Raw genomic sequence first — 20,375 nt, 5'->3', positions numbered from 1 at the left:
TATGGTTTGTGTTGGCTTATACGCGGAGTGAGCACTTTTTGCTGATTATTGTACAATTTAAAGAAACTCACCTTGTGAGCTGTTATAAATTTTTACCATTTTAATTTAACTTTTTTTAAAAATTTACTTAAATCAAAGCCTTAATGGGCGGCTGTGGTGCTCGCGGTGCTCCGAGTGATCATAGTGCTCCTGTGTGCTCCCGGTGCTCCTAGTGCTCATGGGGATCCTAAGGGGAATTTGTACGGTCACGCTATCGGAAAATTTTTCGGTACAGTTATTTACAGAACTCCAAGTTAAAGTGAAAAAGCCGGTTCGGCTTTCTCAAACCGATGTTCCAAACGCCATTCGTGAATTCGTGCAATGATTTCATGCCCCATTATGAATAATCCCTTTTAGTTTCTTTGTAATTAGCCCATCAAACCAACTTTGTTTAATCAAACCTGTTTTTTCATTAATAGTTAGTTTCTATGAGTAATAAAATCAGCCCGCGTAGCCGCTAAATTCGATATACTCTGGAATGGCATTTGAAGGTGGAGATTTGTAATGCGTGTATGTGGTGTAGAACTTGCGGGAAATGATGCAAACATTGCCCTACTGAATTTGGATAATGGCATGTTTCGTATTCCTGACTGCCGTACTCGTAAAGTGAGCCTGCAAAAAGCCGCTACCGCCCATGAGCTTAAGTATTTTCAGAAATCCTTTGCGCAGCTCGTACAGGATTACAAGATCGAAACCATCGTTATCCGCCAGCGCCCGATGAAGGGCAAGTTTGCCGGTGGTGCCATTGGTTTTAAATTAGAGGCGGCACTGGAGTTGCTCCACGACGTAAAGGTTATCGTGATGCCACCAACCGAGATCAATGCAGCGTTAAAAGATAACCACATGTACGTGGACTTTAGCGAGACCGGATTAAAAGTTTTCCAGAAACCTGCGTTTGAAACCGCACTGGCCTATATGAGCAAACACCTGTAATTCTCCCTGTAAGGCTGAGTTCCAACATCAACGTAACTCGATAGGGTTTTATCTACTGTGTTGCATATAACTACCTATCGGTTCAGTTATATTCAAACAGATTACCTGCAAAGCTGTGTCCAAATTTTTTCTAACGATTATCGCTATGAGAATTTGGACTTGGCTTTTGTATGCCCTCTTACTTTCGCCTCTGCATGGTTTCGCTACGCCTGAACCGGTTCAATTTATTGGCCGGGTTCAACTCGCTAAGGTGTACCACAAACATATTCAAGTCAGAGACTATTTCGTCAGTGAAAAACTCGATGGAGTAAGGGCTCGCTGGACGGGCACTGAACTGCTAACGCGAAATGGCAACCGCATTCACGCGCCCGCTTGGTTTACGCTAGGCTGGCCTGATGTTCCCATGGATGGCGAGCTTTGGACAAAGCGAAATGATTTTGAAAACATCGTATCCATAGTGTTGAGCGATGTGCCTGATCAGCGCTGGCGAACAGTACGCATGATGATGTTCGACCTACCTGAGCAAGAAGGCCCATTTCATTCGCGCGTGAAGGCGATGGAAACTCTAGTACACGCCTACCCGCAGCGCTATCTGGCTGTTGTACCTCAATGGAAAGTTAATTCGCATCAAGCACTTGAAGAAACATTAGACCAAATAGTGAGTGCTGGTGGTGAGGGGGTTATGCTGCATCATCAAGATGCAAGGTATAGAGCGGGGAGGAGCAACGCATTACTCAAAGTAAAACGCTTTGAAGATGACGAGGCAAAAGTGGTGGGTTACGTTGAAGGCAAAGGAAAATTCGCTGGCATGTTGGGTGCTTTGCAGGTAGAGAGTAAAAACGGCGTGCGATTTAAGATTGGAACGGGTTTTAGCTTGGCTCAGCGGCAACATCCGCCATCTATTGGCAGTTGGGTCACATTTAAGTTTTACGGGCGAACAAAAAATAACAAGCCTAAATTTGCTAGCTTTCTTCGTGTTAGGCCTGAGGTAGACTTATCTAATTCAAATTAATAAAAAAATATACGCACAACGGACGGGAGAGAAAATCCTGTCTATACTAAAGCCATAAAGTTGTCGCTAACACCGAAGGTGTTGAGTTTTAGGGTTTATATCATATGAAAAATATACGGGTTAAGTTGTTTGGGGTTGTACTGGGAAGTGCATTTGGTTTGGTGTCACACGCGCAGGCGAGTGATGTCGAGTTTGATTTTTCTGGTTCATGGCGAATGCGCTATGAGAATTTACACAACCCTATTTTTCCCAGTAGTGCAGAGCAACGGCCGCAAAATAACGAACGAATTTCTTCTCGATTATTGCTAAAAGGCGAGGCCAATTGGGACAACTTCAACGCAACCGTTGAAATTGAAGATTCTCGTGCTTGGTTGAGTGATGGTGACCCATCAATAGGCTCTTCTCAAGTGAATACGCTTGAGCCGCTACAATATTTTATTAGTTACAATCCAGAAGATGAACAAGGCTTGCAGGCTGTTACCTTGGGGCGCTTCGCTATCGATCACGGTTCGAGACGATTAATCGCTAAAGGGGTATTTAGAAATACGATTAATACCTTTGATGGGGCTTTGGTTGACTGGAAGTTCGATAATTGGAATGTGAGAGGCTTGTATTTGCTTCCTGTGAGTCGTTTACCGACCGCGAAAGCCGATGTGTGGGACAATGAGCGCGCCTTTGATAAAAGCTTTACAGAGCGCAAGCTATTTGGCTTTTATGCTGAATCAGATGATAAAACGTGGAAGGTACACAGTTACTGGTTTAAAGAGAGCGACGGTAAGAATTTAGCGACCAAAAACCGCGATTTGTACACTGCGTCGGTTGACTATACCACTACCATTGCAGACGTTTGGAAAGCCAACGTGGAAGTGATTGGGCAAACTGGTACTACACGACTCTCTACCGCTGCGACTGATACCAACGATGTCGATGTAAGAGCATGGATGGTTCACAGTACCTTGGGTAAGAAAATTACCGAGACCACAACCTTACGAGGTGAGTTTGACTTTGCCAGTGGCGACAACAACAGCGCCGACGATAAATACGAAGCGTTTGATGGGTTATACGGTGTTCGACGTTTCGATTTTGGTCCCACCGATGTTTACCAAGCAATGCCTAGACGCAACCTGTTGGCAGTGGGCTTGCGCAGCAATAGTACGTTCGATTCTGTGCATAAAGTGATGTTGGGCTATAAAGCAATGTGGTATCACAAAGCGCCTGACGCCGTCGACAAGTTCATTGGTCATCAAGTTGAGGCTCGCTGGCGCTGGCAAATTATTAAGTCGCTACGTTTGGAGTTTGGCGGTGCTTATTTGAATAAAGGCGATGGTTTTGAGCGAGGCGACTATCCAGACGATTCTGTATACGGCTATACAGCGTTTTTGTATAAGTTCTAATGTGTAACAACCACACAAGGGGCAGCAACATGAATATCGCTTGGCTTTATTCTTTGCAGGCTGGCATAGAATCAGTATGCATCGACCATGACGGTATGGTGATTGCTGCTTCGTGAAAGGACACAAGCGCCTGATAGTACGCTTATGTACTTAGTCAGGCGCTCTATTGTGAGAATTGAATATATAGACGATGATTAATATATAGCTGAATCGGTATTTTGTGGCACACTGGAGGTGTAGTCAGACTCAAGCAAGGAACGTGCAGTGAATAGACCATTATTCAAACACATACGTGACCATTCTGTGTTATTCGTCGAAATGGCGAAAATTCGTGACAATGCCGCTGCTACGCTAGGGCTAGTAGGGCATGAATTCCACAAAACCCCTAAATTTATTGCGCCAAATGGCCAGCGTTTGAATATCGAACCTGAGCGGAGTGTCATTGCGCCGTCTGTACATGTTCTTGCCGGTATCAAGTCGCTGTTAAGTCAGCATATTCCTTCATTATCGCATGTGCCACAAAGTGAAATAGGCTATCGATACCCCACAGCAGCGCTTGCTGGTCCTGATGCGCCTTTTATTAAGCGTCTACGCAGTGAGTATTTTCATCGTGTAGACGAAGACAGAAGTATTTGCCGGCCAGTGAATTTGTCGTTTGGCATTAAAAGTCGCGGCAAAGAAGACAACCGTCAGGAATATGAAGTGTGGTTGCCAAAAGATGACCCCACGCAAGATCCAACTTCTCTGTTTATTGATAAATTTGGCGAAGACTTGCCTGATGATGTGCGCCATTTTATTCAGCAACCTAGCCAAGTGTATGGCTGGATGGGAGTGAAGCGGGCGGCTTTTGAGTCGCTTTATACGCCATCACACTTACCCGATGTGACTATTTGTGTGGGCTTTTCAGTAGACGCCTATAACATTGGCGCCCGTCCTGATTTGTCTTTCGCGCCTGAAGTTGACAGCTCTATTGCTGTAAGTAATGCAGAGCTGGAATGGGAAGTGATGGGCTATTATGCGAAGACAGGCGCGCAAATTGAACACGATGATATATGGGCGGCGATCAACGAAACCCTTTGTGTTATTGGCGACACCGTTGAGCAATTACTCGGGAGTCAACTGATACCGAGTAACGAGAGTAAAACTGAGCGGATTCTATCGACGGTATTAGGAATGGGGATTACCGAACGAGATATTGAAGCAATGGCGTTACAACCCATAGAGTTTTTGCAAACAGAAAGCCACCGACGGGTGAAAGCGCATGACCCTTCGCGCACGGTGAACTTCTTGGGCCGACTAAACCGTTTGTTCTATCAACCTGAACACTTGCTACCGCCCATCAATGAAATTCATGATTTGATTGGGTGAGCGTGTTAGTTGTCGGGAACCCAAAAGTTTTCGGAAAAATATCGCTGTATAATTCGTTTTTCTTCTTGGGAAGTGGTTGTTGCTAGTATTGAACGCCACTTCTTTTCCATGATCACGCTGCATTCTCTCATTACTGCGTTGCGCTTATCTTTACCAAAAGTCACCCCGCATTCATGGCTCACGTACCGGTTATTGCGGTTTTCCAGCGCAACAAGATCAAAGCCTGCAATCATTGCCCGTAGGCAAAAATCATCATCTGTGTAATACCCTTTAGGTAGCTCAGAGGCTAGTAAGCCTAACTCGTTAAACGCGCGCGCAGGAATACCCACACAAGAGAATTCGAGTTTGTGGGCAAGTTTTTTATGGCGGTTCAACAGGCGACCGGGAGTAAATTCTTTACTGTAGAAGAAGCTAAGCAGTGTATTTGAGGTATGGTAGCGTGCGCTGAATTGTAGCCATCCGGGTTGAAAAGCAAGGTCGCTATTTAATAAATAAATATACTCACAACCTAAAGAGAGCGCTTTTTCAATACCGCGATTAGTATTGGCGGTGTAGCCCTGATTTGACTCGCCAAACAACGCAACAACATTGTGATCGGTATAGCTATGAATGAGTGTTTGTGTTTCTTCATTGCTGCCGTCGTCAGAGATCACAACGTACTGATGTAGCTCTTGAGGAATAGTGGCTAGTAGCGTATCCAAGCAACGCTTTACTACTGCCGCGTTGTTGTACACTGGTAGCACAAAGCCAATGTTACTGATATTCATAGTTGAACACCTCGATATCTTTGGCGTAAACACTGGCCACTTTCTCAATCATTGCTTTGTTGTATACCTGCCCTGTTTTCTGTTTATTTGATTCATTAACGTGGGGCAAGTTAAGTGATTTTCCAATCATGTCACCCAGTTTATGAACGTCTTGGTGAAGCGACTCAAAGCGCCCGATAAAATCAATACAGGGCTCATTTCGATAAGTAATATAGTCAACCTGAGGCTTAAAATGCATGAAGCGTTGCACGTCGGGTAGGTGCAAGGTTGTCATCACAAATTCTTCAAAGGAGTGAGTGTGCGCTAAAAAACGTTTTTTGAATTTAGTGTCTCTTACGTGCCCAGATTTGTGAGCTAAGTAGTGATAACACGAGTGAATGCGATCCCACGGGTTTCGCACAAAAGCCACTTTTAATGCTTTTGCTGCAAATTCAGCGTCTTTGTTAAAATACCAATCTATCCCCAAATGGCCGTAAACTTCTTGTACGCCTGCCTTAACCACACTACTTCCTGCGGTACGAGGGATATGAATAAAGATACATTGTTGCTCATATACGGCTTGTGGTATTGGCCCTTTTTCGCATCCGCGAAGAAACTTTTCTTCTTCCCAATGACCCATTAATTGGCGTATTTTTGCTTTAACACTCATGAGTAGTTGTCTACCTCGAATTGCAGATTTTCAGGTGCTCTTGCTCTGCGAATTTCGCTCATGACAGCAATGAAGCTATCGATTTCATGTTGCTTTTCACCGCTGATAATTTGCGCCATGATGGCGGGAATTTCCGCTTCGTCCAGATAGGTGAAACAAAACTCACCGTATTTCTTGGCTATCGCTGCAATAGACTGATTGCGTCGAATTATCATAGGTTTGAGGCTAGCAATGGCGTCGATTATTGAGCCGCTACTGACATAGGAGGTGTTCCCTTTTAAAGGCAGTAATATGATATCGACACTGTGCAAGCGAGCAAGAAACTCTTCGCGGCTGAGATGACTTTCAGTAGGGGGGACAGCCAAATGATGGGCAATATCACCGTGTTTTAAATAGTTGTCTTTACCGATGGCAACAAAGCTAGATGCTTGGAATTCGACCGACATAGCACAAAAGATATCAAAACCTTTTGAGGGGTCACAATGCCCCAAAAAACCGAATTTGGGGTTGGTATGGTCGAAGGGTTTGTACTGATGTTCGGTTGTCAGTATTGGATGTTCTAAAGTAACCGTTTGTTGCGCTGCGCGCGCTGAAATTTGGCGTATCACGCTAGTTAAACCCAATTCCAACATAATCATTTGATGTCGCTTCGACAAGAACCACTTCAACGCACTTGGGTAACTGAATAATTTGATCAACGGGTTTCTTGGTTGCCATGCCATGGCCGTAGCCAGTTGATCATGCTGTACAATTCTTGTGGGGATACGGCTTAACACACGGCTGATGGCGTAAATCATGGGGCCGTACGCGCCACAAATATACACCATGTCGTATGACTCGGCGTTCAGCGCTTGTGAAATAATACGCTTGGTTAAAGGGATAGTCTTAAATGGGTCGTGAATACTGTGCGATCCCAATGCTTCACGTAAATTGGGGATCGAGCGAAACGCCAAGTTGTCTCTGCGAATGACTAAATTATTGATGTGCCCTTCACATGCACAAAAGGTGAGTTGTGAGTCGTGATGGTGTTTCGACAGGAATGCCAAAAAGCCTTCGTTAAAGGGCAGGTGCATTTCACTGTGACTAATCAAATCAATAACTAATACGTTTTTAGCCACGCTTGCTTATTCCTTGGCATTATTGTTGTTTAAAACACAAACATAAAGAGTAAATCAGCTGCCACGAAAATGTCTATGGCTGAGAAGGAATATTTTGTAGTGATACCCTAGTTAAAGGGGTAGCTTGTTGGTGCCAATTAGCTGGCACCAACAGTGCTATAGGGCTTTTTTAGTGGGCAAAACCACGTTGGCGAAAATCAAGCCAGCGACAAGAGACATGAAAATGAGAAACACTTCTTGGCCAACGTGATCCGCTTGCACAAAGTCTATGCCTGATATGAATGAGTTTAGCCCTATGTAGGTTTTAGAGCCCGGCACCAAAACAATAAGACCGTGCATACCTACAATGGTGGAAGGCTGGTTGGTCAGTCGGGTAAACAAATTGGCGTAAATCCCCAATACAAAAGCGCCGACAAAGGTACCTAGCCCCTGGTCCATATAAAATGCGCCCCACACGCTGGCACTGTAGGCCAACATTGCCGATACCATTGCCCACGGAATGTGTTTTAGTCGAGTACGGAAGATAGCGACCAAGCCGATGCACAACAGCAATACCGACAACCATGTGGCCCAATACGGCAATGACTCAGCGGGCGTATACACGTTTTCGCCAAACAAACTAAAACCAATAGCCACGCCTAAGAACGCGCCAAAGTAGAGCTTGAACAGCTGCATTAAAGCGTCCATTACCCTTGCTGTGCCGCTGACCATATTTCGCGACGCCAATTCAGAAAGACCCATTGTTAAGGCTAAGCCGGGCACTAGAATGATGACCGCTGAAAGCACAATAAGAGGAATATTAATCCCTGGGTCGAGGTAACGACCAATAGCGCAAGCAAACAAACCGACCAGAAATGATGTGACTGGCTCTAACATTAAGTTCACGCGTTTTGAACGTTGTGCCCACAAGGTCCAAAAATACGTTACTTGACCTAATAAGGCCGACCACAATATCTCTGCCCAAGAGGCACCCATCAACATTGCAAATGCGCCGGTGGATAAACTAAACGCAATACCCGTAATGATTTTGCCGTAGGGGCTTGGTAGCTGGTCGATGTCATCAAGACGTTTGTCTGCCTCTTGCAGCGTCACTTTGCCTGCGAGTAGCTCATTAGCTAAATCATCGGTTCGAGACAGGGCATTCATGTCTAGGTCGCCTGGCATTAAGCGCGCCGCATGGTTGTATTCGTCTTCGTGACGATCGCTCCAAATGACAAAAGTTAACGACGTCGGAGTGGAAATAAACGACGCTTTTACACCTAAATAGGTGGCAACCTCGGCCAAGTAAGCTTCTAACCGAAAAGCAGGTGTACCGTACTTGTGCAGCATTTTTCCAAGCTTCACGATAAATTTACGAATTTGAATAAACTCAGCGGTATCCAACGTTGTCTCTCAATGTCATTAGCGAAAAAATAAAAAGGGCGTGTCGAAAAAACGCGCGAATTCTAGTGCTCGATTCACCCCTTATCAATACATAAATAGTAAGGGTGGTGAATTAGAAAAACTAAGGCAAAAATGCATGGTTTGAGCGGCAATACACACCCGTTTACAATTCCTCACCATTTGCGTGCTTTTTTTAAGCAAAAATACCCCAATACTGTTTATATCGCATCTTTAAATGCGCGTGAAACCGGTTTAACTCAATAGCAAGGCATGCATGAAGAATATCGTTAATCAAATTAGCCAGCGCTTTGATGCTTTGTACGACAAAAGTACAGATAAATTAGAGCATTGGTTTTTAAAACAACATCATAAATTTACCATTACTGGCTTGAGCCGGAGTGGTAAATCAATGTTGTTCACCAGTTTGATGACAATATTAAAGTATCGGTCAGAGCAAAAATACCAATGCTTACCGCTGCTCACGCGGTTGCCTATGGAGCAGGTTGACGCAATGTGGGTGGAAGATGCAGAAGGTCAGGTGATGTTCCCTCTTGATGATCATTTGCAATCATTAGAAAAAGGGCAGTGGCCTGCACCTACCGAACAAGTTTATGCGTTCAAACTGGTTGTGCGTTTAAAGCAAACCCACGGGCTGAAAAAGCACTTGTTGCCGTATACCGATATTGTTTTTGAGTTTCTCGACTATCCCGGTGAGTGGATCACCGATTTGCCCATGTTGAATACGCGCTTCGGCCAATGGTCTGACTCTTCTTGGGCGCAGCAGTTGAGCGAGCCACAAAGCGCCTTTGCACATACATGGCATGAAAAAGTTAAACACTTTGATTTTGACCAAGCTCCCACCGATGCTGCAATTCAAGAACTGGTTGAGGCCTATCGCGGTTATTTGGCTGCGGCTAAAGCGGGTGGTATTTCAATGCTTCAGCCGGGAAGCTTTTTAATTGATGAGCACGGCTTTAACTGGCGACAAAATGGGTTTACTCCGTTGCCTTCAAAAATAGCCCATGACCATTCTCACCCTTGGTGTCAGGTATTTACCCAGCACTTTACTGTGTTTCAAACAGAGTGGTTAACGCCCTTGCGTGCAGATGCGTTTGTTAAAGCAGACAAACAGATTATCTTGGTCGATATGTTCGAAGGGCTGAATCACAGTAAGCAGCACCTATACCAACTAAAAGAAACATTGAGTCATCTGGCTGAAACCTTTGTGTATGGCAATACAAATTGGTTTGAAAAGCGAGTGCTTCGCAAACACAAAATTGGGCGAGTGGCTTTTGTCGCCACCAAAATGGATTTAATCCCAGAAGGCTTTAAGCCAGATATGCTACGGTTACTCGAAGAAGTGACCGCTGGAGCGCGAGCCAAGTTTGACAGTCAGGCTATCGAGTTTGAGCATTTTCTTGTTTCTGCCATTCAGGCGACCGACGGAGGGGAGCAAAGTAACGCTTTGCGCTATACCAACAACACTGGGAACTATGTTGAGGCTCAGTTTGAGCCTTTGCCCGAGAGCATTAAAGCGATGGCGGCTGATGAACATTACCCCTTGATCAAGCCAGCGTTGCCCAGTGATTATTTACCGCGAATACTAAACGGCAGAGGTTTGGACCGATTGTTTCAGTTTCTGCTTGATGAATAGGAGTCACCATGACGGTATCTTCAAATGAAAAGCCACAGTATCGCTCTAGGATCAAAGAAGTCACCCTAGACGCGGAACAGCCAAAAGCTCATATGCCCCAGCGGGTTGACGTAGAACCTTGGGTTGGGGATGACAACACCAAAACTGGCTTGTCACTCTCCCTCAGTGTGTTGCTTCTGGCGGTGATTTGCTTTGTGGGTTTTTCCGCGTTTGACGCAGTAGACACATTGGTCTCCCAATTTGACAATTACCCCATCACCACGTCGATTCTCGGTGCTCTATTGTTTGCGCTGGTGGCGTGTGTTGTTACGCTAATTGGTAAAGAAGTCAGAGGCTTATTTGCAGTAAAACGGTATATGACGCACAAGTTAGATTACCGTGCACTGCACGAATGCGCTGACAAACAATCTGCACAAAAACAATTAGCTGAACATGCCAAAACGTTTCATCGCGATAGTTATGCTGCGCGCGCCTATCTGCAATACTCTCACGCCTTGAACGCCGACCTAACCAAGCAAGAAATTATTAGCTTGTATCAAACAATGGTTGAAAAGCCGGTGAAGGACAAAGCAAACCAAGTGCTGAAGAAAGAGTCGATGGTTAGCGGGAGTTTGTCTTTTATTAGCCCGAATAATGTGATTCAGACGCTGGTAGTGATTTGGATCAGCGTGCGTACTATTCGTCGACTCGCTCAGGTTTATGGTATCCGCCCAGGCACCATGGGTACGTGGCGTTTATTAAAGGTACTTGCGCAAAATATTGCCGCTCAGAGCTTTCTTGACTTAGCCACTGATGAATTAACAAATCAGATAAGTGGCTCGTTAACGGCGAAGTTTCTCGAAAACTCTGCCGAAGCTATTGCCGCAGGCGCGTTAAATGTAAGGTTGGGCAAAGCGTTGATCCAGTTATTGGAAAGTGAAAAATAACCTATTTAACTAGTATGCGAGTATTTACAAACTAACTGTACTCTTAATAGATAGACGGCATCTGTTCCTGTTTTGAACATTATGACGTTATACAAAACGTGAATTGTGCGCCGTAAATTCGATTATTCGATTCAAATCGTCCCAATAATTGCGAGAGAATTATTGGGTAAAACCCCGCATTATTAGGGTATCTCATTTCGACAAGTAGCTAAGTCTATGCAACCCGATATTCTTTATTTATCTCATGGTGGTGGCCCCATGCCCTTGTTGGGCGACCCAAGCCATCAAGAAATGGTCGACACCTTGCAATCGATCAGTGCAAAGCTTACCAAGCCCAAGGCTATCATCGTGTTTAGTGCACATTGGGAAGAACGCAAACCGACCATTACGGCGGGGGCTAATCCCAGTTTAATTTACGACTACTATGGGTTTCCCGCGCAGGCTTATGATTTGACATACCCGTGTGCAGGCGCTCCGGAACTGGCGAAATCAGTGCAAAGTGCATTGTCGCAAGCGGGTATCGAAAGCATGTTGAGTGAAGAGCGTGGTTATGATCATGGGGTGTTTGTACCGCTGCTGTTAATGTACCCAGAGGCTGATATTCCGGTAATTCAAATTTCTTTGATGCAGCACTTAGATGCACAGGCCCATATTCAACTGGGGCGGGCTCTTGCGGCAGTCGACCTATCCGATGTGTTGGTTATTGGATCTGGATTTTCGTTTCATAACATGCGCGCGTTTTTCTCACAGGATGCTAGTGCCAACACCCAAAACCTTGCTTTTGATCAGTGGTTACAAACAACGTTAACGTCGCCTGCTTTATCTGAAGCTGAGCGTGAGCAGCATTTGATCGAATGGCATCTAGCCCCCGGTGGCCGGTTTAGTCATCCGAGAGAAGAACACCTAATCCCGCTGCATATTTGTTACGGCCTGGCTAATCGTGGTCCTGATGAAACTTTCGCCTTAAAGATAGTCAACAAGCACGCCAGCATGTTTTTATGGGCAAAGAATGGCGTTTAACTTGTGTTTTTGCGTGAAAATTAACCTTTGTGATAATACAAATATGGGGAAAGGTACTGTACTTTTTAATACAGATTAGAAGTAGTTTGTAAAAAGGTGTACTTATGTCAGGAGCTGAACTGTTGTTGAGTGATCTCATTGGCAAGCAATTCAAAATGGATGTCCCCACATCTGTTTATATTGAACCGATTAATCAAGGAGTAGGCGACGAAGGAAAAGTCAGTTCACATGCCATTCGAGTGTATGTGTTGTCGACCGATTCTACTCCGGTTACTTTGGTGAATGGCGCGACCGATCCTCTAGTCGCGCCAGCAACCACGGTTGTAATTGTGCCTGCTGGCACGTCACATTTCATTGAATTCGACGATGCTGTGTCGGGTGTTGTGTTGTCGTTGTCGCCGAAAGTGTTCACACATGAAGTCTTTGAGCAAAAAGCGGTGCTTGCCATTACCAGCGATGTACAAGATAAACTGTACTTATTGCTTGAAGCGTTACTTGATGTGAATGAGCAGTTGAATGCTAATCAACAAAGCGAGGCGCTGAGCTTAGCCAAGCGTTGTGAGTCGCTATTGGTTGATTTGCATGTAAATCAAAAAATTCAAAATCATGCCGACGCATCGAATGGCGAAATGCTTAAAGTGTTTCGCGGTTTGATAGAAGAACACGCCCTAACGCATATTTCGGTGAAAGATTATGCCGAAGCCATGGGTATTTCTGTGTCGACTTTGAATCGCTTATGTCAGGCGAACTTAGGGCAATCTCCCAAGCATTTGATACATCTTTATCTTATTGGTCAGGCAAAGCAGCGATTGCTCTATCGTCAAGAGAGCGTTGAGGAAGTGGCACTGTCGCTTGGCTTTAAAGACCCTGCGTATTTCAGTCGTTTCTTTAAGCAAATTGTTGGGATTACGGCAGGTCAGTTTAGGCAGCGTGGTTTCGCCACGCACTAAAACATCATCACCGAAAAAAAGCGCGCACCGAGGTTGTCGATGCGCGCTACGGGAGCGACTGGTTGAGTTAACAGTCGGTGTCTTTCATATCCGTCTCTTCTTTCAATTCTTCGCATTTGTCTTCAATGGCGTTACCTGCGTCTGTTGCCATTTCATCAATTTTGTCACCGGCGTCTTTCATTGAGTCTTTCGCGTTTTGCGTCATGTCGTCAATTTTCTCGCCAGCCTCTTCGGCGTTGTCATCACTACAGGCTGAAAGCGTAAACGTAAAAAGTGCGATAAAAGCGAAGGTAGATAGTTGTTTAATAGTTTTCATGCAGTTCTCCTTTAAGACGGCATTGCATCTTTGGTTGGCGTATGACGTTTTTTGCGAAACGTTGATGCGAGAAAGCCAAAAAACACGAGGTACAACACACTTAACAGTAGCGCTTTACCTATGCCTGATATTGAGCCTGAAATACCAGCATAATGCACAGCGATGCCTACAAACGCTAACGTGCTAAACAATACTAATAACAAAATCATGATGCTCTCCTTATCGCGAAAACACTGCAAAAAACGGTGAATGCATAATTCATAATGCGATAAGCTTGCCAACTTTGTAAAAATAAATTAAGTAACTGAATTAATTGATGAAATCGATTTTTACTTAGTGATTGGCATAAAAGTCTATTGTTCATGCTTTGTAATAGTGTCGCTTTTAACAGACATTTTTTCAGGCGTCTTTTTTACATAGCCCATCAGTTTGGCTGTGAAAGGCGTTAATTGCGCAAACTTGACTCCCAACCAACATCCCATCAGGGTAAAAATCAGAATTACCACGCTTTCCCACAGTGGTGGCAGCGAATAAGGTAATAGCCACCATGCACACACTATGATTAAGGTTTGATGCAGGAGGTAGCTGGGATAAATGGCGCGGTTGGCGTTAATGATGAAGGGCGAGGGCGCATTGAGATACTTGCCCGCATAACCGACCACAGCGAATATCCAACTCCACATATTGAGGGCCAATATAAGGCCGACAAAGGGCCGAAACCACAGGGCGTCTTGGTTGTGTTCTACCCATTCAGTAAAATATTCATGCCTGTCTGCAATAATCAGTAAATAACAACATAGTGCGCTCACCAGCCAACACGTCCGGTAGCGAATAGTACATTGCCACCAATGATGAGAGCGGACGAATACCACACCGATAAAAAACGCGAGCCCGTATTTACCATGGTTGTACCAATCGCCTATTAGCGCGTGAGTTGAAGGGAAGGCGTTGCGTAGATAAACCCAAACCACGGCCATACCCACTAACACCATGGTTACCCCAACAAGGGGAGGCAAGCCTCGCTCACTAAACGGTGGGAGTGATAGCGCTTTGCTAATAAAAGGGCGGCACAATATATAAAGTAGCGTGTACACCCAAAGATAAGGCACAAACCACAAGTGGTTCCATGTGAGTAACCCAATTATGCTTTGATGTGCCTTGAGTAAAGGTGTATTTGGGTTGATGTAAGCCAACCAAAATTGAATAAAGCCCTCTTCTATTAAGTGTTGCGAGCGCGCTTCTATGTATACTTGAGGAGCGACAATCACAAACATACCAAAGAGTAAGGGAAGAAGTAGGCGGCTTGTTCGACGTAAAAACAGTGTCGAGTTTGATTGATGGTTTGATGCAACACTCAACGCCAAACCGCTGATAAAAAACAGCAGTGACATGCGCCACTGATTGGGCAATATCATTACGTCTTGCAGCCACGCTTGGGGAAATGGGCTTTTAATATGCCAGCCCCAGTCTTTAACGTAATACATGCCCAAGTGATAAAAAATCAATAAGCCAAACGCCAAAAAGCGCAACCAGTCAATGTCGTAATGTCGTGTTGAAACTGCTGATGAAGAGGATGGCATAAGCTTGTCCTTGTGAGTGCTTTTCGCGCATACTGGTTGCGAACTCATAATGTGAACAGCGTTAAATGCTTAATAAGACTGAAAAAAGTGATAAGTGGTGGAATAGCGGGGCGAAATTATTCGCTAAAATTGATCGACACCCCGCAGCCTACGGTTATTTGTTGCTCGCGGTATACCTGATCATTAATAACACCATTAATGTTTTCTCAACATGGACCGAACACAACCGTGACGGTGCAGTAGAAATTGGATTGTGGGAGCCAATTACGTGGGAATATTCGAGTGCACTTTCCACATTTATACTCGCCCCCATCTTGATTTGGCTGTTTCGCCGGTTACCTCCCACGCTTTCTTTTCCTGTTCGTTGGCTGGGTATTCACCTTTGCCTTACGGTTTTATTTTCTGCTGCACACATTTGTTTAATGGTTACTTTTCGTGAGGCGATCTATTCCTGGCAAGGCGGGGATTACAATTTTGGTCCAGTAATGCGTGAATTTTGGTACGAGTATCGAAAAGATGCTTGGGGTTACATGATGTTCTACGCCTATTTTTATATTGCGCGCTATATCTATGTGCGTATGAAAGGCGAAGCAAACTGGGTTGCCCAAGGCGAAGCGAATACCCCTCAGCCGGTGAATGAATGCGCAGAACATTTGTTGGTCAAAAAGTTAGACAAAGAGTTTTTGCTTAATGTGAACGATATTCAATGGCTAGAGTCTGCGGGTAACTACGTGAACTTGCACAGTAATGGGCGTATTTATCCATTGCGCACGACCATGGATAAGCTCACGACGCAATTGGCGTCGAGGGGCTTTAGTCGTGTGCATCGCAGCTACGGCGTCGCCCATCGTGCAATTGAGTCGATCTCTTATGAAAAAAGTGGCGATGGTGTTATTACATTAAAAACTTGAAACCGCTTACCTTTGTCTCGCCGTTATAAAGACCAATTTAAACAAACTTTGAGCTAGCAGAAGGCGGGTAACCAGTCGTGCCAAATAGGCTCAAATCCTTTATTGTGGATGACACTCGCGACCTCTTGTGCTGAGCGTTTATCTTCAGTATCGAATTGGCTCAACGCGTCATCATGGCTATTACTGTAACCACCGGGCTGTGTTTTTGAACCTGCTGACAGTGTGGTGATCCCTAGGGGCAACAGGTTGTCTCTGAAATGTGCATTCTCACGGGTTGATAAACTGATTTCTAATTCAGGGTTAATGATGCGATGGGCGCAAATGAGTTGCAGGAGTTGACGGTCGCTCACAGGCTGCTGCTGGTGGGCGTTGCCGACACAAGCGCGCAAACGAGGGAATGCCATTGAATAACGACTACGCCAAAAGTGATTTTGCAGGTATTGCGCGTGTAAGGCGCAGATCACACTGTCGGTGCGCCAGCAATCACTTAAACCTAGCAATGCCCCTAAACCTATTTTGTTAATCCCTGCTTGGCCTAGTCGTTCAGGTGTGGCGAGCCGCCAATCAAAATCGGTTTTTTTCCCATGTTTATGATGTTGCGCATATTGTCGTGGATGATAGGTTTCTTGATACACCAGCACACTGTTCACGCCGGCTTTTCTCAAGGCTTGGTAGTCGCTTACGGATAAGGGCTGAACTTCCATCGCGATAGACGAAAAATAAGGGCGTAGAATTGCTAAAGCATCAAGAAAGTAGGGCATGCCTACCTTGCGCTCGTGTTCACCAGAAACCAGTAGTATTGCGTCAAACCCCGCGGCTTTCAGCGCCTCGGCTTCTTGTTGTATTTCGTCTTTGGACAACGTTTTACGTTTAATGCGATTACTCATAGTAAAACCGCAATAGGTACATTCATTGGCGCATAAGTTCGATAGGTACAACGGGGCAAACAACGACAGCGTATAGCCAAACCGCTGCCGTGTCAGCCGCACCGACTCATTCGCTAACAACTCTATATCGCGTTCGGCTGCCGGAGACATCAGAGCGGCAATGTCGCGCATAGATTTTCGGGGTTTTTCTATTGCGCGTATAACATCTTGGTGAGTAGCGGAGAAGAGAGCGAGTTTCACTTCATCCCAAAACGTCGGTTGCAGTAATGACGAAAAACTCATGCTAGCGCCTCGTCAAGAAAGCCGGTTAAAGGACTGGATTGCACCGCGTGTTGATGGGGTTGCCCCAAGCCTGATAGAAAGGCTTGTCTACCTATGTCAACCGCTTGTCGGAATGCGTCTGCCATCGTGATGGGATCCTTTGCGCTGGCAATAGCAGTATTGACTAAAACTGCATCTACGCCGAGTTCCATCGCTGCAACCGCATGACTAGGCTTACCTATCCCCGCGTCAACAACAACTGGCACTTTTGCTTGTTCTACAATAATTTCAAGAAATGGCTGAGTTTGTAGCCCTTGGTTGGAGCCGATAGGCGCGCCAAGTGGCATCACTGCGGCACAACCAACTTCTTCAAGACGCTTACACAACACGGGATCTGCGCCACAGTACGGCAACACGACAAAGCCAAGTTTAACCAAGGTTTCAGCTGCAATTAGGGTTTCTATTGGGTCGGGTAGTAAATACCGTTGGTCTGGATGAATTTCTAATTTAACCCAATTTGTTCCCAGTGCTTGTTGCGCCAGTTGTGCGGCGTAAATCGCTTCATTGGCGGTGCGCGCCCCCGACGTATTTGGTAATAGATTTACCCCCAAATCATTGAGAGCTTGTAGTGTTGGGTCTGATGTGTGGGTTAAATCTATGCGTTTCATCGCGGTGGTCACTAGTTCACTGCCACTGCGCTTTATGCTGTCGGCCATCACGGTTGCCGACGAGAACTTACCTGTGCCGGTAAATAGTCTTGAGGTGAACGTTTTATCTGCAATTGTCAGCATATTATCCTCCGGCGACAACGTTAAAAATATCTACCACGTCGTGTTCTTTTAGCTCGTGAAGGTGCCAGTCGGACGGTGGAATAATGGTGTGGTTTATCGCGATGGCTATCCCGTTAGGTGCTAATGCCAGCGCTTGAATAAGTGACGTGACGGGGGTGCCGTCATTCAGTTCATAACGGCTGTGGTTAAGCGTAATATTCATAGTCGTGTTCCACATTCTGTACAGTTTGGGTTTTTGTTGACCAACAACTGCCGCCATTGCAGTGTTTTACCATTCAGACGATGTAGGTAACTATTGGAGGGAAGCGTGATGCCGACAATATAGTTGAGTACAGCTTGCGCTTGCATCATGCCAATCATACCGACAACAGGGCCAGATATGCCTTGTGATAAGCAATCGCCGTCAGCTTGTTGTGATGGGGTATACAAACAGCCGAAACACGCTGATGTCGGATGCCCCGAAAACACGATAAAGTGTCCATCAAAGCCTTGCGCTGCACCGCTCACTAGCGGTACACCAAATTGTCTACTTAATGTATTGAGGTAGAAGCGAGAAGAAAGGTTATCGGTGCAGTCTATTAGTATATCTGGCGAGCCTTCTGTATAGGGTGTGTCATGAGTAAGGCGCACTGCTTGTGTGTGAATGGTGATGTCGGGGTTGATGCCGAGCAGGTGCTTTTTGGCCACGTCGACTTTGCGCTGACCAGTGTTCTCAGAGGTATATAACAACTGGCGAGGTAAGTTGCTCAGTGATACCACATCATCGTCGACGAGTATTAGCTCTCCAACGCCAGCACCGGCAAGGTAGACTGATACTGCACAGCCTAAACCGCCTAAACCCACAATGAGAATACGCGCCTTGGCTAAGGCGAGTTGGCCCGCTTCATCTATTTCAGGCAACAACAGTTGCCGACTGTAGCGTATTTGCTGTTGGTGACTAAGCATGGCCCACCTTGCGCTGAAGTGCTAAGGTCTGCTCAATGGGGTCTGCTGCTTTGGTAATCGCCGTAACAACAGCGACACCGTTCACCCCGCATGCAGCCACGGCTTCGGCTTTGTCCAGACCAATGCCGCCAATGGCAACCGTAGGGGTAGACGATAATAAATCGGCATATCGCTTTAGACGCTCTAAACCTTGCGGAGAGGAAGGCATGACTTTGGTTTCTGTCGGAAAAATATGCCCTAACGCGATATAAGAGGGCTGCAGACTGAGCGCTGTGCATATTTCATAGTAGCCATGGGTTGAAATGCCCAGACGCAAACCAGCCTGTTGAATCGCGGCTAAGTTTGCGGTGTCGAGATCTTCTTGTCCCAAGTGCACACCGTACGCGCCTAGCTCAATGGCCAGTTCCCAATGATCATTAATGAACAATTGGCTGTGTGTATCACGACACAGTTCAATCGCCTTACCAATTGCGTCATGCAAAAAAGCCGGATCATCAGACTTAACACGCAATTGAATCATACGAATGCCAGTAGGCAACAGGGTTTTAAGCCAAGCCACACTGTCTACTACGGGGTAAAGCCCAATTTGCTCATTGGTTAAAGGCGTGAAGCCTTTATTTAACAACGGACGCGAGCGATGCAGAGGGTTAACTCGGGGGCAATGCGCGCTGTTATTCGGCCACGGAGCTTGGCTAAAAACACGGTGTGTTTGCGTTACCGAAAGGGTGTGATTTCTCGCTTGATGGAGGTAGCTACCCGCAAGGCAAATCGCGTCTTTTAGCTCGTATCCGAGGGCGCAAGCACTGGCGATAGCGCTGGCAAGGGTACAGCCGGTGCCTCGAACAGCAGTGTTGTTGTGGCGACTATATTGCAGTTGAAACCCTTGATTTGCCAAAACGCAAATATCAGCCGGTTGCGATTGCCACGAAGCATGCCCAGCTTTTACCAATACGCCTTTTACTTTTTTGCGTAGTAATAATTGAGCTGCGTTTAGCGCGCTATCGTCATTGATAATCTCTGTACCAGATAGAAAGCGCAGTTCATCAATATTGGGCGTTATTAGGTCGGTTACGGTAGCAAGGCGTCGTATTCCGTCACTGGAAAGTTGACTGAGTTCACCCTCAGAGGAGCTGCTAAATACTGGATCCCACACTACGGTGATGTGCGGTGCTTGCTCTTTTACAACACTAATGTAATGAGAAATGAGCCGGGCTTGATGATCGTCGATCACCACCCCAATTTTTATTGCATCAGGCAGTCGCTGCTGTGACAGCAGTGTCATGGTTTGTTGAAGCACAGACAAGCTGGTGGCCGTGACATTAACGCACTGAGTGTGGTTTTGAACGCTCAGTGCCGTGGTTACAAGGCAAGCTTCAACACCCAAGCTATTGGCCGCACGGGCGTCGGCTGCCAGGCCAGCTCCGCCACTACTGTCTATGGCACCAATGCACCAAATTACAGAGTCTAACAT

21 protein-coding genes are annotated in these 20,375 nt (G+C 45.8%); 9 read left to right on the top strand and 12 right to left on the bottom strand.

All coding sequences use genetic code 11. From position 1 onward, the window contains the following. Positions 1-543: 543 nt before the first annotated feature. The 4 genes from ACXAH6_RS14990 (at position 544) to ACXAH6_RS14975 (ending at position 4,746) form a co-directional block, all read left to right on the top strand. On the top strand, positions 544-972 hold the full coding sequence (locus ACXAH6_RS14990) for a DUF3010 family protein (RefSeq protein WP_474878099.1): 429 nt from the start codon (positions 544-546) through the stop codon (positions 970-972). Positions 973-1,117: 145 nt separating this feature from the next. After that, on the top strand, positions 1,118-1,984 hold the full coding sequence (locus ACXAH6_RS14985) for a DNA ligase (protein ID WP_474878098.1): 867 nt from the start codon (positions 1,118-1,120) through the stop codon (positions 1,982-1,984). 104 nt (positions 1,985-2,088) lie between these two features. After that, positions 2,089-3,378, top strand: coding sequence for an alginate export family protein (locus ACXAH6_RS14980; RefSeq protein WP_474878096.1), 1,290 nt, complete (start codon positions 2,089-2,091; stop codon positions 3,376-3,378). Between the two features lie 318 nt (positions 3,379-3,696). After that, entirely contained in the window at positions 3,697-4,746 is a 1,050-nt protein-coding gene (locus ACXAH6_RS14975) for a hypothetical protein (RefSeq protein ID WP_474878156.1), read from the top strand. A gap of 5 nt (positions 4,747-4,751) precedes the next feature. On the opposite strand, the gene ACXAH6_RS14970 is transcribed toward ACXAH6_RS14975, so the two are convergent. The 4 genes from ACXAH6_RS14970 to ACXAH6_RS14955 all read right to left on the bottom strand — a co-directional run bounded on the left by ACXAH6_RS14970 (position 4,752) and on the right by ACXAH6_RS14955 (position 8,663). Next, entirely contained in the window at positions 4,752-5,513 is a 762-nt protein-coding gene (locus tag ACXAH6_RS14970; protein WP_474878094.1) for a glycosyltransferase family 2 protein, read from the bottom strand. Next, entirely contained in the window at positions 5,500-6,162 is a 663-nt protein-coding gene (locus tag ACXAH6_RS14965; RefSeq protein WP_474878092.1) for a sulfotransferase family 2 domain-containing protein, read from the bottom strand. Before ACXAH6_RS14965 ends, ACXAH6_RS14970 begins: the two co-directional genes overlap by 14 nt. Then, complete coding sequence (locus ACXAH6_RS14960; protein WP_474878090.1) at positions 6,159-7,280, bottom strand: hypothetical protein; 1,122 nt, start codon at positions 7,278-7,280, stop codon at positions 6,159-6,161. Before ACXAH6_RS14960 ends, ACXAH6_RS14965 begins: the two co-directional genes overlap by 4 nt. Positions 7,281-7,436: 156 nt before the next feature. Further along, positions 7,437-8,663: a threonine/serine exporter family protein gene (locus tag ACXAH6_RS14955; protein WP_474878089.1), complete on the bottom strand. Its 1,227-nt coding sequence runs from the start codon at positions 8,661-8,663 to the stop codon at positions 7,437-7,439. Between the two features lie 274 nt (positions 8,664-8,937). On the opposite strand from ACXAH6_RS14955, the gene ACXAH6_RS14950 reads away from it, so the two are divergent. From ACXAH6_RS14950 to ACXAH6_RS14935, 4 genes are all read left to right on the top strand, one after another. After that, entirely contained in the window at positions 8,938-10,317 is a 1,380-nt protein-coding gene (locus tag ACXAH6_RS14950) for a YcjX family protein (protein ID WP_474878087.1), read from the top strand. 8 nt (positions 10,318-10,325) lie between these two features. Beyond that, on the top strand, positions 10,326-11,243 hold the full coding sequence (locus tag ACXAH6_RS14945) for a DUF697 domain-containing protein (protein WP_474878086.1): 918 nt from the start codon (positions 10,326-10,328) through the stop codon (positions 11,241-11,243). Positions 11,244-11,459: 216 nt separating this feature from the next. Then, on the top strand, positions 11,460-12,263 hold the full coding sequence (locus ACXAH6_RS14940; protein ID WP_474878085.1) for a DODA-type extradiol aromatic ring-opening family dioxygenase: 804 nt from the start codon (positions 11,460-11,462) through the stop codon (positions 12,261-12,263). 104 nt (positions 12,264-12,367) lie between these two features. Further along, entirely contained in the window at positions 12,368-13,213 is an 846-nt protein-coding gene (locus ACXAH6_RS14935) for a helix-turn-helix domain-containing protein (protein WP_474878083.1), read from the top strand. Between the two features lie 67 nt (positions 13,214-13,280). Here ACXAH6_RS14935 and ACXAH6_RS14930 read toward each other — a convergent pair whose 3' ends face one another. From ACXAH6_RS14930 to ACXAH6_RS14920, 3 genes are all read right to left on the bottom strand, one after another. Further along, on the bottom strand, positions 13,281-13,529 hold the full coding sequence (locus tag ACXAH6_RS14930) for a hypothetical protein (protein WP_474878082.1): 249 nt from the start codon (positions 13,527-13,529) through the stop codon (positions 13,281-13,283). A gap of 11 nt (positions 13,530-13,540) precedes the next feature. Further along, on the bottom strand, positions 13,541-13,738 hold the full coding sequence (locus ACXAH6_RS14925) for a hypothetical protein (protein WP_474878080.1): 198 nt from the start codon (positions 13,736-13,738) through the stop codon (positions 13,541-13,543). 144 nt (positions 13,739-13,882) lie between these two features. Then, entirely contained in the window at positions 13,883-15,109 is a 1,227-nt protein-coding gene (locus tag ACXAH6_RS14920; protein ID WP_474878079.1) for an acyltransferase family protein, read from the bottom strand. A 65-nt stretch (positions 15,110-15,174) separates the two neighbouring features. Between ACXAH6_RS14920 and ACXAH6_RS14915 the strand changes: the two genes are divergently transcribed. Continuing rightward, positions 15,175-16,020: a LytR/AlgR family response regulator transcription factor gene (locus tag ACXAH6_RS14915; protein ID WP_474878077.1), complete on the top strand. Its 846-nt coding sequence runs from the start codon at positions 15,175-15,177 to the stop codon at positions 16,018-16,020. Between the two features lie 53 nt (positions 16,021-16,073). Here the strand turns inward: ACXAH6_RS14915 and thiH are convergent, their stop codons facing one another. Genes thiH through thiE form a run of 5 tightly spaced genes read right to left on the bottom strand, consistent with a single transcriptional unit; the run spans position 16,074 to position 20,375 of the window. Beyond that, positions 16,074-17,189, bottom strand: a complete 1,116-nt coding sequence (thiH, locus tag ACXAH6_RS14910; protein WP_474878076.1) for a 2-iminoacetate synthase ThiH — start codon at positions 17,187-17,189, stop codon at positions 16,074-16,076. Beyond that, entirely contained in the window at positions 17,186-17,959 is a 774-nt protein-coding gene (locus ACXAH6_RS14905) for a thiazole synthase (protein WP_474878074.1), read from the bottom strand. Before ACXAH6_RS14905 ends, thiH begins: the two co-directional genes overlap by 4 nt. 1 nt (position 17,960) lies before the next feature. Next, complete coding sequence (thiS, locus tag ACXAH6_RS14900; protein ID WP_474878073.1) at positions 17,961-18,161, bottom strand: sulfur carrier protein ThiS; 201 nt, start codon at positions 18,159-18,161, stop codon at positions 17,961-17,963. Further along, positions 18,158-18,904, bottom strand: coding sequence for a HesA/MoeB/ThiF family protein (locus ACXAH6_RS14895; RefSeq protein WP_474878071.1), 747 nt, complete (start codon positions 18,902-18,904; stop codon positions 18,158-18,160). The genes thiS and ACXAH6_RS14895 overlap by 4 nt, the downstream gene beginning before the upstream one ends. Beyond that, positions 18,897-20,375 carry a thiamine phosphate synthase gene (thiE, locus tag ACXAH6_RS14890; protein WP_474878069.1) on the bottom strand — a complete coding sequence of 493 codons (1,479 nt, stop codon included), beginning with the start codon at positions 20,373-20,375 and terminating at the stop codon, positions 18,897-18,899. The genes ACXAH6_RS14895 and thiE overlap by 8 nt, the downstream gene beginning before the upstream one ends.

The sequence above is a fragment of the Alteromonas sp. ABE4_545 genome, from assembly GCF_056161325.1.
The sequence above is the reverse complement of the archived record's forward strand: the minus strand, read 5'-3'. Positions and strand labels throughout refer to the sequence as shown.